Annotated in this window: 9 protein-coding genes; 4 read left to right on the top strand and 5 right to left on the bottom strand. The window is 67.7% G+C overall.

What is annotated here, in order from left to right; all coding sequences use genetic code 11:
- Window positions 1-97 precede the first annotated feature (97 nt).
- Both AC1DQP_RS00005 and AC1DQP_RS00010 read right to left on the bottom strand, forming a co-directional pair.
- Window positions 98-1753, bottom strand: a complete 1656-nt coding sequence (locus AC1DQP_RS00005) for an MFS transporter (RefSeq protein WP_457317801.1) — start codon at window positions 1751-1753, stop codon at window positions 98-100.
- Window positions 1754-1852: 99 nt separating this feature from the next.
- The gene (locus tag AC1DQP_RS00010; protein ID WP_256776317.1) at window positions 1853-3280 is read right to left on the bottom strand and encodes a DcaP family trimeric outer membrane transporter; all 1428 of its coding nucleotides are present in this window, start codon (window positions 3278-3280) and stop codon (window positions 1853-1855) included.
- A 437-nt stretch (window positions 3281-3717) separates the two neighbouring features.
- On the opposite strand from AC1DQP_RS00010, the gene acs reads away from it, so the two are divergent.
- From acs to mntP, 3 genes are all read left to right on the top strand, one after another.
- Window positions 3718-5661 (top strand): acetate--CoA ligase, encoded by a 1944-nt coding sequence (gene acs / locus AC1DQP_RS00015; protein WP_478050902.1) that lies wholly within the window; start codon window positions 3718-3720, stop codon window positions 5659-5661.
- A 198-nt stretch (window positions 5662-5859) separates the two neighbouring features.
- Window positions 5860-6525 (top strand): response regulator transcription factor, encoded by a 666-nt coding sequence (locus AC1DQP_RS00020; RefSeq protein WP_478050903.1) that lies wholly within the window; start codon window positions 5860-5862, stop codon window positions 6523-6525.
- 455 nt (window positions 6526-6980) lie between these two features.
- A complete protein-coding gene (gene mntP, locus AC1DQP_RS00025; protein ID WP_256776320.1) occupies window positions 6981-7565 on the top strand; it encodes a manganese efflux pump MntP in 585 nt (194 codons plus the stop codon).
- 24 nt (window positions 7566-7589) lie between these two features.
- On the opposite strand, the gene AC1DQP_RS00030 is transcribed toward mntP, so the two are convergent.
- Both AC1DQP_RS00030 and AC1DQP_RS00035 read right to left on the bottom strand, forming a co-directional pair.
- On the bottom strand, window positions 7590-11039 hold the full coding sequence (locus AC1DQP_RS00030; protein WP_457317803.1) for a hybrid sensor histidine kinase/response regulator: 3450 nt from the start codon (window positions 11037-11039) through the stop codon (window positions 7590-7592).
- 68 nt (window positions 11040-11107) lie between these two features.
- The gene (locus tag AC1DQP_RS00035; protein ID WP_457317804.1) at window positions 11108-12442 is read right to left on the bottom strand and encodes a sensor histidine kinase; all 1335 of its coding nucleotides are present in this window, start codon (window positions 12440-12442) and stop codon (window positions 11108-11110) included.
- Between the two features lie 180 nt (window positions 12443-12622).
- On the opposite strand from AC1DQP_RS00035, the gene AC1DQP_RS00040 reads away from it, so the two are divergent.
- On the top strand, window positions 12623-14554 hold the full coding sequence (locus AC1DQP_RS00040) for a GGDEF domain-containing protein (RefSeq protein WP_457317805.1): 1932 nt from the start codon (window positions 12623-12625) through the stop codon (window positions 14552-14554).
- A 12-nt stretch (window positions 14555-14566) separates the two neighbouring features.
- Here AC1DQP_RS00040 and AC1DQP_RS00045 read toward each other — a convergent pair whose 3' ends face one another.
- Window positions 14567-15577 (bottom strand): OmpA family protein, encoded by a 1011-nt coding sequence (locus tag AC1DQP_RS00045; RefSeq protein WP_457317806.1) that lies wholly within the window; start codon window positions 15575-15577, stop codon window positions 14567-14569.
- Window positions 15578-15581 lie beyond the last annotated feature (4 nt).

Below are 15581 nucleotides of genomic sequence, written 5' to 3' on the forward strand. Positions count from 1 at the left end.
GGGTATGCGTGGTTGCCGGCCAGCGGCCGGCACTACCGGGAACGAAAAGGGCCGCGATCTGCATCGCGGCCCCGTCTTCATTCTGTGCGGCTCACCGTTATTTGGTGATGTCCACCCCGCGGGTTTCCTTCAGGAACAAGCCACCGACCACGACCGTCATCAACGCGATGATGATCGGGTACCACAGGCCGTAGTAGAGGTTGCCGGTGCCGGCCACCAGCGCGAAGGAGATCGCCGGCAGGAAGCCACCGAACCAGCCGTTGCCGATGTGGTACGGCAGCGACATCGAGGTGTAGCGGATGCGGGTCGGGAACAGCTCGACCAGGTAGGCGGCGATCGGGCCGTAGACCATGGTCACGTACAGCACCAGCAGCCACAGCATGAAGATCGTGCCGGGGATGTTGATGCGCGCGTTGTCGGCCTTGGCCGGATAGCCGGCGGCGGTCAGCGCGGTCTTCAACTCGGCACCGAACGCATCGGCCTTGGCCTTGCCGTCTTCCTTGGTCAGCCCGGCCGACTCGTAGGAGGCGACGCTGGCGCTGCCCACGTTGACGATCGCCAGGGTACCGGCGGCGGCCGGCTTGACCTCATACGGCACGCCGGCCTTGGTCAGTGCCGCGGTGGCCACGTCGCAGGAGCTGGTGAACTTGCGCATGCCGACCGGATCGAACTGGAACGAGCAGGTGTTCGGATCGGCCACGACCAGGGCCGGCGAATTGGTGCGCGCTTCTTCGATGGCCGGGTTGGCGAAGTGGGTCAGGCCCTTGAAGATCGGGATGTAGGTGATGGCGGCCAACAGGCAGCCGGCCAGGATGATCTTCTTGCGGCCGATGCGATCGGACAGCCAGCCGAAGAAGATGAAGAACGGCACGCCCAGCGCGAGCGCACCGGCGATCAGCAGGTAGGAGGTGGTGGCATCGACCTTGAGCATGCTGCTCAGGAAGAACAGCGCGTAGAACTGACCGCCGTACCAGACCACGGCCTGGCCGGCGGCGGCACCCAGCAGCACCAGCAGCATCAGCTTGAGGTTACCGTCCTTGAGGCTGTCACGGAACGGGGTCTTGGAGCCCTTGCCTTCGGCCTTCATCTGCTGGAACAGCGGCGATTCGCTCAGCTGCAGGCGGATCCACACCGACACGCCCAGCAGCACGATGGAGACCAGGAACGGGATGCGCCAGCCCCAGGCTTCGAAGGCCTCGTTGCCGAGGAAGTAGCGGCAGGCCAGGATGATCAGCAGCGACATGAACAGGCCCAGCGTCGCGGTGCACTGGATGAAGCTGGTGTACAGGCCACGCTTGTCGGCCGGCGCATGCTCGGCGACATAGGTGGCCGCGCCACCGTACTCACCGCCCATCGCCAGGCCTTGGGCCAGGCGCAGGATGATCAGGATCACCGGGGCGGCGAAGCCGATCGACGCATAGTTGGGCAGCACGCCGACCAGGAAGGTCGAGATGCCCATGATCAGGATGGTGACCAGGAAGGTGTACTTGCGGCCGATGCGGTCGCCGAGGCTGCCGAAGAACGCCGCGCCGAACGGACGCACGAAGAAGCCGGCGGCAAAGGCCAGCAGGGCGAAGATCATGCCCGTGGTTTCGTTGACGCCACTGAAGAACTGCTTGGCGATGATCGCCGCCAGCGAGCCGTACAGGAAGAAGTCGTACCACTCGAAGACAGTGCCCAGGCTGGACGCGAAGATGACCTTCTTGTGTCCCTGGGTAAGTTGCGGTTTTGCGGGTACGGGTGTGGATGACATGGGATGCTTCCCCTCGGTAGTGCCGACCGTAGGTCGGCAATCGCAGTGTTGGTCAGGTGGTTTCTAGTTTTGGAGTGCCGACCGTGGGTCGGCACGCATTCAAAAACTGTATTTGGTGGTGAACTGCAGGCGGTTGATATCGCCCTTGCGACCGTCCTCGATCTCGCGCACGCCGTACATGTATTCCGCGCCGATATCGACCTTGGGCATCGGCGTGTAGAAGATGTTGCCGCGGATGCTCTGCACGCTCTTGGTGACCAGCGGGCCAAGGCTGCCATCGTTGTCGTAGTCGCTGCGCGCGTAGATCAGGTTGGTACGCAGTTTCGGGGTGAAGGCGTGGCGCCAGCCGACGTAGCCGGCCAGCACGCCGGTCGGGTTGAGTTCGTCGCGGGCGATGTCGTAGGCGGTATCGGCGGTGACGCCAAGGCCGACGTAACGGGCGATGCCCTCGCCGCCACTGATCTGGTAATGCAGGGTGTCGGTGCTGCCCATCACCCACTTGCCGCCCAGGGTCAGGCCGCCGCCGATCTTGTCCGCATCGGCATTGGTGGTCTGGTTGTCCACCTTGAGCTGGCGCACGACCGCGCCCACGCCAAAGGTGCCCCAGTCGCCCTTCCAGCCATAGCGCAGGGTCAGATCCGGCAGGGCGCCGCGATCGGAGTTGCTGGCCACGTTGGTCCACGCGCCGGTAATCGGGTTGCGGGTGCCGGTGAGCACGGTGGTTTCCGGGTTTTCCAGCGCGACGCTGAAGCCGCCCTGGGTGTAGCGGATCTGCGCCTGGCGCACGAACAGCACGCCATCGGTGGGACCGACGAAATCGGCCGCTTCCGGCAGCGAGGCCGCATCCATGAAGTTGGACCAGGTCTGGCCGGCCAGCCAGTTGTTCCAGTACATGTAGGCATGCCGCAGGGTGACGCCATAGGTGTTGGTGGCGGTCTGGTTGCCCAGTGAATTGCCGAAGAAGTCCATTTCGAAGAACGCACCGGCCTTGTTGCCGGCGTCACTGACGTTGTCGATGCCCAGGTTGAAGCGCGAGAACTTGGCGTGGGCGTTGTAGTCCACGTCCGAGCGCTTGCCGCTGCCGCCGGCACCGGCGACCGGGGTCTGACCGGGCAGGTACAGCGCGCGCCCGGTGGCATCGTCGGCAAGCTGGCCGTCGCTGGTCTGGGTGGCCAGGAAGTCGGCCTTGATGAAGCCACCGATCTTGACCGTGGTGCCCGGCGCCGCGCCCGGGGTGATGGTGGTGACCTGGATCGGCTGCTTGCCGGCGGGCACCTGCGCGGCCAGCGGCTGCTGGGCCTGCACGGTCTTCACCGCGGTGACCTCGGTCTGGGTCTGGCTGATCTGGCTCTGTTGCTGCTGGCTGGTGTTGACCAGCATCTGCACCTGGCGCTCCAGTTCGGCGATGCGTGCTTCCAGCGCCTTCTCTTTGGCGGTATCGGCGAATGCGACGCCTGGTGCGATCAATGCGACGAACAGGGCGGCCGCCAACGGCCGGCGTGTCGTCTTCAATAAACGGTGGCTCATGTTGCCCTCTCTCCCGGGTGGCAATGCGAACGCCGCGCTGTGCACGGTCCAGCCGACAGTGGGGCCGCCCCGCCCGCAACGGCTATTGGCCATTAGTCGTACTCGCCCGCCGGGCGGGCACGACCCGGACGCCAACGGCGACCGGCAGGTGCCACAGGCACTTGGGTAGGTACCGACCGTTGGTCGGTACGCTCTTCCTCACAGATAGCGCCACGCCCCCTTGCCACGGGCCCAAACGCACCCGGCACCCACCGACAGCCGCTTGCTGCCCACACCGCACGCTCCAACCTGACCCGTTCCCGGCGTTCCTGCCGCGTTCGACCATGGTCTAACCACCCAGCCACCGCGAAGCAGGGTGGATGCGGCAAACTGAGGGGGAGAGGTCGCACCTTATGTTGCGACCGCACAACCCAAGTCCTGTTGCAAGTGAGGGTGCCATGGCTGATCTTTACCCCGTCAAGGCGGATTTTTCCGCCAAGGCGCGCATTGACAAGAACACTTACGAACAGCTGTATCGGGAGTCGCTGGAAAACCCCGATGCGTTCTGGGGCAAGGCCGCCGAGCGCCTGCAGTGGTTCAAGAAACCGACCACGATCAAGAACGTCAGCTACGATCTCGACGATTTCCGCATCCGGTGGTTCGAAGATGGCGAGCTCAACGCCAGCGTCAACTGCCTGGACCGCCAGCTTGATCAGCGTGGCGACAAAGTCGCCCTGCTGTTCGAACCGGACAGCCCCGATGCACCTGCGCAGGGCGTCACCTATCGCGAGCYGTATGAGCGCGTGTGCCGGCTCGGCAATGCGCTGCGCAACCTGGGCGTCAAGAAGGGCGACCGGGTCACCATCTACCTGCCGATGATCGTCGATGCGGCCGTGGCCATGCTCGCCTGCGCGCGCATCGGTGCGGTGCATTCGGTGGTGTTCGGCGGCTTTGCGCCCAACTCGATCGCCGACCGGGTGATCGACTGCGCCAGCAAGCTGATCATCACCGCCGACGAAGGCCTGCGTGGCGGCCGTCGGATCCCGCTCAAGGCCAACGTCGACGCCGCGCTGAAGTTGCCGGGCACCACCACCGTGGAAACCGTGCTGGTGGTGCGCCACACCGGCGGCGCGGTGGACATGCAGGCCCCGCGCGACCGTTGGTTCCATGACGTGGTCGATCCGCAGCCGGCGCAGTGCGAGCCGGAACGGATGAACGCCGAGGACCCGCTGTTCATCCTCTACACCTCCGGTTCCACCGGCAAGCCCAAGGGCGTGCTGCATACCACCGGCGGCTATCTGCTGTACGCCGCCTACACCCATGAAGCGGTGTTCGACCTGCGTGAGGATGACATCTACTGGTGCACCGCCGACGTCGGCTGGGTCACCGGCCACAGCTACATCGTGTACGGTCCGCTGGCCAACGGCGCAACCTCGCTGATGTTCGAAGGCGTGCCCAACTTCCCGACCACCTCGCGGTTCTGGGAGGTGATCGACAAGCACAAGGTGAGCATCTTCTACACCGCCCCGACCGCCATCCGCGCGTTGATGCGCGAGGGCGATGCACCGGTCAAGCGTACGTCGCGCGCTTCGCTGCGCCTGCTCGGCAGCGTCGGTGAGCCGATCAATCCCGAGGCCTGGCGCTGGTACTACGAGGTCGTCGGCGACAGCCGCTGCCCGATCGTGGATACCTGGTGGCAGACCGAGACCGGCGGCATCCTGATTTCGCCGCTGCCCGGTGCGGTCGACCTCAAGCCGGGCTCGGCCACGCTGCCCTTCTTCGGCGTGCAGCCGGCGCTGGTCAATGCCGAGGGCGAGATCCAGGACGGCCCCACCGAGGGCAACCTGATCATCCGTGATTCGTGGCCGGGCCAGATGCGCAGCGTCTACGGCGACCACCAGCGTTTCATCGACACCTACTTCCGCACCTACCCGGGCAGCTATTTCACCGGCGATGGCTGCCGTCGCGACGAGGACGGCTACTACTGGATCACCGGCCGCGTGGATGATGTGATCAACGTGTCCGGCCACCGTATCGGCACCGCCGAGGTGGAAAGCGCGCTGGTGTCGCATCCGAAGGTGGCCGAAGCGGCCGTGGTCGGCTTCCCGCACGACATCAAGGGCCAGGGCATCTACGCCTATGTGACCCTGATCGCCGACGAGACGCCCAGCGATGAACTGCACAAGGAACTGATCGCCTGGGTACGCAAGGAGATCGGTCCCATCGCCGCGCCCGACCACCTGCAGTGGGCGCCGGGCCTGCCCAAGACGCGTTCGGGCAAGATCATGCGCCGCATTCTGCGCAAGATCGCCGAGAACGCACCGGACCAGCTTGGCGACACCTCGACCCTGGCCGATCCGTCGGTCGTGGCCTCGCTGGTGGAAGAACGCAAGGTGAGGTAGTTCCGCGGCACCAGGCGCAGGATGGGACCGCGGCATCGCGTGTGCGCTGCCGCTCCCACGATCCGCAAACGGATCGTGGGCCTGGTCTCCCCAGCACCCACGCCCCGCCGCTTCGCGGCCGCCCCCTGACTCAGGGGGCTGTCATCTCGATACACTTTTCGTTGCGTCGCTGCACGCCTCCGCAACATGGCCCCCACCATGACAACGCTCCTGATTGCCGATGACCACCCGCTGTTCCGCGAAGCCCTTCGCGGTGCCGTGCAACGCGTCATCCCTGGCGTGCAGCTGTTCGAGGCTGACAGCGTGGAAGCGCTGTACCAGCTGGCCGACCAGCACACCGACGCCGACCTGGTCCTGATGGACCTCAACATGCCCGGTGCGCAGGGATTCAACGCGCTCGTGCACATGCGGGCACTGCACCCGCAGCTGCCGGTGGTGGTGGTGTCGGCACGCGAAGAGCCGACGGTGATGCGCCGCGCGCTTGACCACGGCGCGTTCGGGTTCATCCCCAAATCCGCCGACTCGGACACCATCGGCCACGCGCTGGGGACGATCCTGGACGGGGAAACCTGGGCCCCGCCGGAAGCGCACAACGTGCCGCAGACCGGGCGCGAGGAGCGCGAGATCGGCCAGCGCCYGCGCGAGCTCACCCCGCAGCAGTTCCGCGTGCTGCAGATGCTCGGCGCCGGCCGCCTCAACAAGCAGATCGCCTACGATCTCAACGTGTCCGAGGCGACGATCAAGGCGCATGTCACCGCGATCCTGCGCAAGCTCGGGGTCACCAACCGCACCCAGGCGGTGCTGATGGCCGGCAAGCTGGCCATCGATGAAGAACAGATCGTGTTGCCGCCGGAAGAGGAATAGAGCCACGACGTGCGTGGAGGGCGTGGTGCCGGAACGAAGAGCAGCCGAGCGTGGCTCGGCTCTACCCCGCCCCGGCTATGACATCTGCGGCGTTGGAGCAGCCGAGCATGGCTCGGCTCTACCCCGGCCCGGCTATGACATCTGCGGCTTCGGAGCAGCCGAGCATGGCTCGGCTCTACCCGCCCCGGCTTATAGCCGGGGCTATGAAATCCAGCGTTACCTGCGCAATTGCCGGTGAACGCTCCAATCCGCTGGCCCGGTGCTAAGCTTCGCGTCCCCTTGGGGAGTAGCCGGTTTCCTGCGATGAGGAAACGCCCGTATCAACATACTCGGCCAGTGCGCCGTGGTGCGGGCAACCATGATGGTTGGCGAGACCAGCGGTCCGCGTGCGCAACGTCAGGTTGGGCGCGAGCGCGGTCCGTTGCCTGACATCGCCCAACCTGCTGTGACCCTCAATGTCCCCCCTTTCGATCCTGCTGATCGGCTTTGCCATGTCCACCGATGCCTTCGCTGCGGCGATCGGCAAAGGCGCGGCCATGCGCAAGCCCCGCTTCCCCGATGCGCTGCGCGCCGGCCTCATCTTCGGCGTCATCGAAGGCATCACCCCGGTGATCGGCTGGCTGCTCGGCCGCGCGGCCCTGCAGTACGTGGAAGCCTTCGACCACTGGATCGCCTTCGGCCTGCTGGGCGCGCTGGGCGTGCACATGATCATCAACGGCATCCGCCCCGATGAGGGTGGCGAGGGCGACGACGAGGACACCCGCAAGCACCACGGCTTCTGGCGGCTGGCCGTCACCGGCTTTGCCACCAGCATCGATGCGATGGCCGTCGGCATCGGCCTGGCCTTCATCGACGTCAACATCGGCGTCATGGCACTGGTCATCGGCCTGTGCACCCTGACCATGGTCACCGCCGGCATCATGCTTGGCCGCGTGCTGGGCAACCTGGTCGGCAAGCGCGCGGAAATCGTCGGTGGCGTGATCCTGATCATCATCGGCGCCACCATCCTGTACGAACACCTCAGCGGCGCCATGGCCTGAGGCAGGACGCCACGCACCGCGCCGCTACATATCGCTGCGCGGTGCGTGGAACGCAGCCAGGAACGCCCGCAACGACGCCGGCTTGATCGGCTTGGTCAACAACCGGTAGCCGCGCTCGCGCGCCATCCGCTTCAACTCGTCGCGCCCGTCGGCAGTCAACAGCGCACCGGGAATCGCCCGCCCGGCCTTGTCGCGCAGCGCCACCAGCGTATCCAGTCCATCCAGGCGATCGTGCAGGTGGTAATCCACCAGCATCACGTCCGGCTGCAGGTCCACCTTCTCCAGCGCCTGGTCCACGGTGCTGGCGGTGATCACCTCCACCCCCCAACGTCCCAGCAGCGCGCGCATGCCGTCCAGGATTTCCTGGTCGTTGTCCACGCACAGCACGCGCATGCCCGCCAGCGAATGGGTGCGGGCCGGCGGCGCAGTGGGGGCGCTGGCGGCGGCGAACGGCAGCACCAGGGCCTCCACCCGCGGCAGCATGATCGAAAACATGCTGCCGCTGCCCACCCGGCTGCGCGCGTTGAGGCGGTGGTCGAGCAGGCGCGAGATGCGCTGGCAGATCGACAGGCCCAGCCCCAGCCCCTGCTCGCCCCAGTCGAACGGCTGCTGGTAGCGGTGGAACTCGTCGAAGATCTGCTGCATGTGGTGTTCGGGGATGCCCGGCCCGGTATCCCAGACCTGCAGTTCCACTTCATCGCCACGATGGCGTACCGCCAGCACGATGCGACCTTGCCGGGTATAGCGCAATGCGTTGGCCAGGAAATTCTGCAGCACCCGGCGCAGCAGCCGGCGGTCGCTGCGGATCCACGCCGGCCGCGCGAACAGATCCATGCGCAGCCCGCGTCCGGCCGCGACCGGCGAGTACTGCGCGGCGAGTTCGCGCATGAGCACGCTCACGTCGAAATCGCCGATGACCGGATGCAACCCACCGGCGTCCAGTCGCGATACATCGAGCAGGCCGTCCAGCAGCTCTTCGGCCGCACGCAGCGAGGCATCCACGCGCTCGGCCAGGTGCCGTTGCTCTTCGTTGTGGTGGTGGCTCTCGCGCAGCGCCGAGGCGAACAGCCGCGCCGCGTTCAACGGCTGCAGCACGTCATGGCTGATCGCAGCCAGGAAGCGGGTCTTGGACTGCTGGGCCACCTCGGCCTCGTGCGAGCGCTCGGCCACGCGCTGCTCCAGGGTTTCGTTGGCCTCCAGAAGTGCGCGTTCGGCGTGCTTGTAGTCGGTGATGTCGTTGTAGCTGGTCACGTAGCCGCCGCCGGGCAAGGCCTGGCCGCGCATTTCGATCACTTTGCCGTCGCTGCGGGTGCGCTCGAAGATGTGCGGTGAGCCGGCGCGCATGTAGCCGATGCGCCGGTTGATCTGCACCTCGATGTCACCCTCGCCCAGCTCGCCACGTTCGGCGTTGTAGCGGATCAGATCCGCCACCGGGCGTCCCACGTACAGCATCCCGTCGGGGTAGCCGAACATCTGCTGGTAGCGACGGTTCCAAGCGGTCAGGCGCATGTCCGGGTCGACCACACTCACCCCGGCGCTGATGTTCTCCAGCGTGGTGGACAGGATCTCGCGGTTGAAGCGCAGCTCCTGCCCGGCCTCATCCAGCACCGCCACCACTTCGCCCAGGTCCATGCCCGAGCCCCGCAGCAGGCTGGTCAGCAGCAGGCGCGCCGACGCTGCGCCGATGGAGGCGGCCAGCAGGCGTTCGGTGAACTGCACCCAGGCGCGGTCGGCCGGCGCGGAGGCCTGCAGCTCCCGGCCCATCGACTGGGCCTGCTCGAAGAACGAGCGCCGTGCATGGCGGTCACCGACCACGCGCGAGGCCAGCGCGAGCAGATCGCCGACATGCACGTTGCCGGGCCACGCACCGGCCACCGACGGCCGTTGCGCATACGGGTCCAGGAACGGTGCCGCGCGCAGCCGCTCGTCGACGCCCGGGCGCCAGCGCACCGAGACCAGCACCATCGCCGCCACGTTGACCAGCAACGACCAGAACGTGCCGTGGGTCAGCGGATCCCAGCCGCTCATGCCGAACAGATGCTGCGGCTGCAGCCAGCCCAGGCCGAACGGACCGCGCACCAGCCAGGCCGCTTCCATCCAGCCGGCATGGGTGAGCGCGGGCAGCAGCAGCGTGTAGACCCACGTACCAAAGCCCAGCAGCATGCCCACTTCCACGCCGCGACGGCTGGCCCCGCGCCAGTACAGGCCGCCGATCAGGCCCGGCGCGAACTGCGCCACCGCCGCGAACGCCATCAGCCCGTACGAGGCCAGCGTGCTGTCATTGCTGCTGCCGCGGTAGTAGCTGTAGGCCACCAGCGCCAGCAGCAGGATCGCGGTGCGGCGGATCCACAGCACGCGCGAGGCGACGTCGGCCGCTTCCTGGTGATCGCCGCTGCGACGCAGCAGCACCGGCATCACCAGGTCGTTGCTGACCATCGTGGCCAGCGCGATCGAGGCCACGATGACCATGCCGGTGGCGGCCGAGAAGCCGCCGACATAGGCCACCAGCGCCAGGAACTTGCGTCCTTCGGCCAGCGGCAGGGCCAGCACCATGCTGTCGTCGGCAACGCTGCCGCCGGTGCCGAACAGGGTCACCCCGGCCGTGGCGATGGGGATCACCATCGCCGAAATCACGATCAAATAGGCGCCAAACATCCAGCGCGCGCGGCGGATGTCGCGCACGTCGCCGCACTCGACCACCGCCACGTGGAACTGGCGCGGCAGGCAGATGATCGCCAGGAAGCTGAGCAGCGTCTGCGAGATGAAGCCGACCGGTGGCAGTCCGGCGAACAGCGTATGCGCCGACTGCAGTACCGCATCGGTGCGGTCGTTGAGCCACAGATAGGCAAACAACCCCAGCGCGACCATCGCGATCAGCTTGATCAGCGACTCCAGCGCGATGGCCAGCATCATGCCGTGGTGGTGTTCGGTGGCATCCACCTGGCGGGTGCCGAACAGGGTGGCGAACAGCGCCATCAGCAACGCCACGTACAGCGCCGGATCGGTGAAAAAGCCGGTCGGCCCGACGTTACCGGTCAGCACCTGCAGGCTCATCGCCACCGCTTTGTACTGCAGCGCCAGGTACGGCACGATGCCGATCAGCGCGATCACCGCCACCAGCGCGGCCAGCCGCCGCGACCGGCCGAAGCGGGAAGAGATGAAGTCGGCGATGGACACCACGTTCTGGCTGCGGGCGATCAGCGCCAGCCGCTCGATGATGCGCCAGCCGAACAACCACAGCAGCAGCGGGCCCAGGTAGATCGGCAGGTAGCCGATGCCGTTGCGCACCGCCGTGCCGACCGCCCCGTAGAACGTCCACGACGAGCAGTACACCGCCAGTGCCAGGCTGTAGACCACCGGGCGCAGCCACGGCCGGTCCGGGTACATCGGGCGACGGTCGCCCCACCACGCCACGCCGAACAACAGCGCGGCATAGGCCACCGATACCAACAGCAGGATCCAACTGGAGACCACGGGGTGATTCCGTCAGGGCAGGGGCCAGTGTAGCCGGTGGCGCAGGTGCCGCCGGCTACACGGGTTGCTCACGACCGTTGCACCGTCGGGGCAGCGCGCGCCGGCAGGCGGATGTCCACGCAGGTGCCGTGGCCCAGGCGGCTTTGCACGTGGATGCGGCCACCGGCGGCGGCCACCAGGCTGGCACTGACGGCCAGCCCCAGCCCGGTGCCCTGCCCGACCGGCTTGGTGGTGAAGAACGGTTGCAGGCAACGCGCACGGACCTCATCGCTCATGCCCAGGCCGGTGTCGCTTGCCTGTATCGACACCTCGCCGACGCTGGGCAGCCACGCCAGCACCAACGCGAATCGACCGCCGTCGGGCATGGCCTGCCCGGCGTTGACCGCCAGGCTGAGCAGGATCGATTCCAGCTGCGCTGGATCGAAATGGATGCAGCATTGCCCCTGCCCGGTAACGACGTCGCAGTGGATGCCCGCGCCGAAGACTTGCCGCAGCGTCGGCGCCATCGCCTCCAGGGTCGCAGCAACATCGAGCAGCTGTGGCCGGCTCGCCTCCAGCCGGCTGAAATCCAGCAGCCGCCGGCTGACTGCGCTCGCGCGTCGGGCGGCCGAGTCGATACCCTGCAATGCCTCGGCCACCGCCGCCGGATCCTGCGCGCGGCGGGCCTTGCCTACATAGCCGTGCACCAGCGCCAACAGGTGATTGAAGTCGTGGGCGATGCCGCTGGCCAGTCGGCCCACGTTGTCCATTTTCATGGCATGCACCAGCTGGTCGCGCGAGCGTTCCTTCTCCTGCATTTCCAGCTGCAGCTCATCGCGCTTGCGCGCCAGCGCCACACCGTGCTGCCGCGCCACCTGCAGGCTTTCGCGCAGGCCGGTGACGCTGTGGTGCAGCAGCCAGGCCACCAGCACGCAGCCGAACACGCAGACGCCCAGGTCGGTGACCACGTGGGCGACGCGGTCGGCGCGGAACAGGATGCCCGCCAGGTCGATCCAGGCGCCCAGCAACATCGCCAGGCACGCCCACAGCGTGGCCCAGCGCAACGCCGCTGCGCCCAGCAGCGCCGCTACGAGCAGCACGGGCACCAGTTGCACCAGTTGCACCCGCGACAACGCCGCCAAGCCCCAATACCCTTCGGTGACCGCCAGCAACAGCAACTGGCCCGCCACGAACAGCGTCGCCGCACGTACCCCATGCCCGCGCCGCTGCTCGACCAGGCAGGCCACGCATACCACCAGGTGTGCGCTGGCCAGGGCCAGCACCAGCGTGTCCACCCCGTCGCCCAGGCGCAGCAGCAACCAGCTGGCGATCAGCAGGTGGAAGGCGGCCACGAGCAGCCATAGGCCGCGCAACATGGCATCGGTGCGTGCGCCCAGGCCGGCGGCGACGGCGTCGGGAGCCATGACGGGGCGGTCAGATACGGGGGGAAGCGGCATGTACGACGGGTCCGAACGGGCCAAAGGCGTCAATTTTTGTCGACAACGCCGGTATATTAGCCTTCTACGATCCGGCACCCCGATTCGCTGCAGCATCCTCGCAGCCACGCCCGCCCCCGCCGGATCACCGCCAGGATGTTGTGGACCATGAACTGCTTGTCGCTTGTCCGGCGCAGTCTGCCTGCGCTGCTGTGCGTTGCCGTTGCCCTTTCCACCCCGCCTGCGCAGGCACAGCGCGCCGGCGCTGGCATGCCGTTGGTCGCCCAGGTGGAGCAGTGCAACGCGCTGCTGGCCAGCACCCCGGAGACATCGCTGCAGATCGCCAAGGCGTTGCTGGCACGACCGACACTGCCTACCTCGGTGGAGATCGGCGCGATCGCGTGCCTGGGGATGGGGCTGCGTTCGCAGGGCCGCCTGGAGGAGACCGCGGGCCTGCCCGAGCGCCTGCTGGCCGCCGTAAAACACACCGATGCCACCGCCGAGGACACCCTGCGTGCGCGTTCGATGGCCGCGCACCTGCTGTTGTGGCGCGGCGACCAGGCCCAGGCGCTGGAGCTGACCCGCACCTTCCTTGACGAGTCAGTGCGCACCCGCGATGTGCACGGACAGATCAGTGCGCTGATGCAGATCGCCATGATCCGCGGCGATGCCATGGGCGATGCGCAGGGCGCGTTGACCTACCTGCAGAAGGCCGCCGCGCTGAGCGAGCACCTGCGCCGGCCGCCGAACCCGGGCGACATGCTGATCCACTACAACGTCGGCTATGCGCTGCTGTCGATGCAGCGCTACGAGGAGGCGCAGACGGCCTTCGATCGTGCTGCCGCGATCGGCGCGCGCCTCAGTGGCCAGGACCTGCTGATGCACCGCATCACCAGCCACCGGGCCGAGATCCGGCGCGTGCGCGGTGAGCTGGACCAGGCCCAGAAGGGCCTGGACCAGGCCCTGGCCTGGCAGACCACGCAGGATGCACAGGGTCGGATCATCACCCTGCAGCGCCTGGCCCGGTTGGCGCTCGACCGCGACCAGGCAGCCAAGGGCCTGGCCCTCGCCGAACAGGCGCAGACGCTGGCCGACAGCGGCAACTTCACGGATGAGATCCGCCATGGCCTGGACGTGCTCGGCGATGCCCATACCCTGCTTGGCCAGCGTCAGCAGGCATTGCAGGTGGCCCGCCAGGCGCGCGAACTGGATCAGGCACGCAGCAAGGGCGACACCCTCAACCGCCTGGCCAAGCTGCAGGCCAGCGCGGAGCGCCGCATCGCACCGGCCGAGGTCAATGCCGAACAGGACCTGGGCCGCGTACGGGTGGTCCGCAACAGCGCGGTCGCCGCGCTGCTGGCCGTACTGGCGATCGCCGCGTTCCTGATCCTGCGCCTGCGCCGGCAGCGACGCGAACTGGCGGCGCTGAGCCGGACCGATGCGGTCACCGACCTGCCCAACCGGCACGAAGCCGAACGCCTGCTGGGCGATGCCCGCGCGTCGGGCCAGCGGCGCAGCGCGCTGCTGCTGCTGGAAATCGACGACTTCAAGGCACTCAACGACCGCCACGGCCAGGCCGGTGGCGATGCCCTGCTGCGTGCGGTGGCGCGCTGCCTGCACAGCGCCGTGGACCGCGGCGACCTGGTGGCCCGCTGGGGCGGCGCCCGGTTCCTGGTGGCACGCCACGATACCTCCGACGCCGCCGCGCAGGCGCTGGCCAACCACCTGCGTACCCGCATCGAGCGCCTGCTGGTGGAGATCCGGCCCGGGCAGCCGATCACCCTCAGCGCCAGCCTTGGCGTGGCCCCGCTGCCGCTGTTCGCCGATCAATCCGGGCAACTGGACGACAGCCTGCGCGCGGCCGACCGCGCCCTGCAGACTGCGCACCGCAGCGGCCACAATGCCTGGGCCAGCCTCTGGGGCGCGGCCATCGGCATGGAGGTCGATCTACACAACCTGCTGCACGACCCGACCGAAGCGCAGGTGCTGGGCTGGGTGACGCTGGCAGGCAGCCGGCCGATGCCGTGGATGCCGCCACGACCCGAGCCCGTGCGGCCCAGCGCGGCCGCCACCGAGGCGACGACCGGGCAGCGCGGCTGAGGCCCTGTGACGTCAGCGCGTCACGTCCAGACGCACTTCCACCCGGCGATTGGGCAACAGGCATTCCAGTAGCGCCGCGCGCGGGCGCACGCCATCGCACTGCTGCACCTGCTGGGTATCGCCGCGGTACTCGTAGTGGATCAACGCCGGATCGATGCCGCGGCCAACCAGCAGATCGCGCACGGTGCGGGCCCGCCGCTCGGACAACGCCTGGTTGGCATCGAAGCCACGGCCCTGCAGGCGGTCAGCGTGCCCGACCAGCGCGATGCCGCGCAGCTGCAGCGCTTCACTGCGTACGCTGGCCAGGGCGCGGTCCACGCTTTCCAGCGAGTAGGTGCGGATGTCGCGGTAGCCGTCGCGGTCGAATTCGAACAGCACGTTGGCCACCAGCGGAATCGGCGCCGACGCAGCCGCCGTGCCCGCGTTGCATTGGCGTGCCGCCGCTTCGGCATCGTTGACCAGCTCCTCGGCGATCTGGATGTACGGCTTGGAATGACGCCACTGCTGCTGGTTGAACTCGTTGCCGGCATGCACCAGCTCGACCTCGCCACAGGCCACCTGTTGCTGCGCGCAACTGAACCCCGGCGCGCCATGCAGCACGCGCAGGCGCTGCCACAGGTCATCGCGCAGGTACTTGGCGCCATTGACCAGCGGGGTGTCGGTCGGCAACGGCGCGGCGCCCTGCTCCATGCCCACGATCAGCTTTTCCGACTCGCTCAGCGCCTGCTGCGGGAAATCGCTGCGGTCATTGCGGCTGTACTCGTGGAAGGACACGTCCAACCAGCACTGCGCCTTGGACAGGTGGTAGTCGCGGATTGGGCGGCCGCCGTCGTTGAGCGCCTGGATGCGGCCCTGGGTGGCCTCGTAGGCCTGGTGGTCGGCATGGATGGCCGCGTCGGTGATGCGCTGCTGCTCAGGCAGCAGCCGGGTCTGCTGGGCATTAGCGGTACCGGCCAGCGCGGTGGCGATGGCCGCCACCAGCAGCGCGGGGACAACTCGGGAAATCGGGGAAAGCGTGGTCATCGGG

It is taken from the genome of Stenotrophomonas sp. P5_A8 (assembly GCF_056400545.1).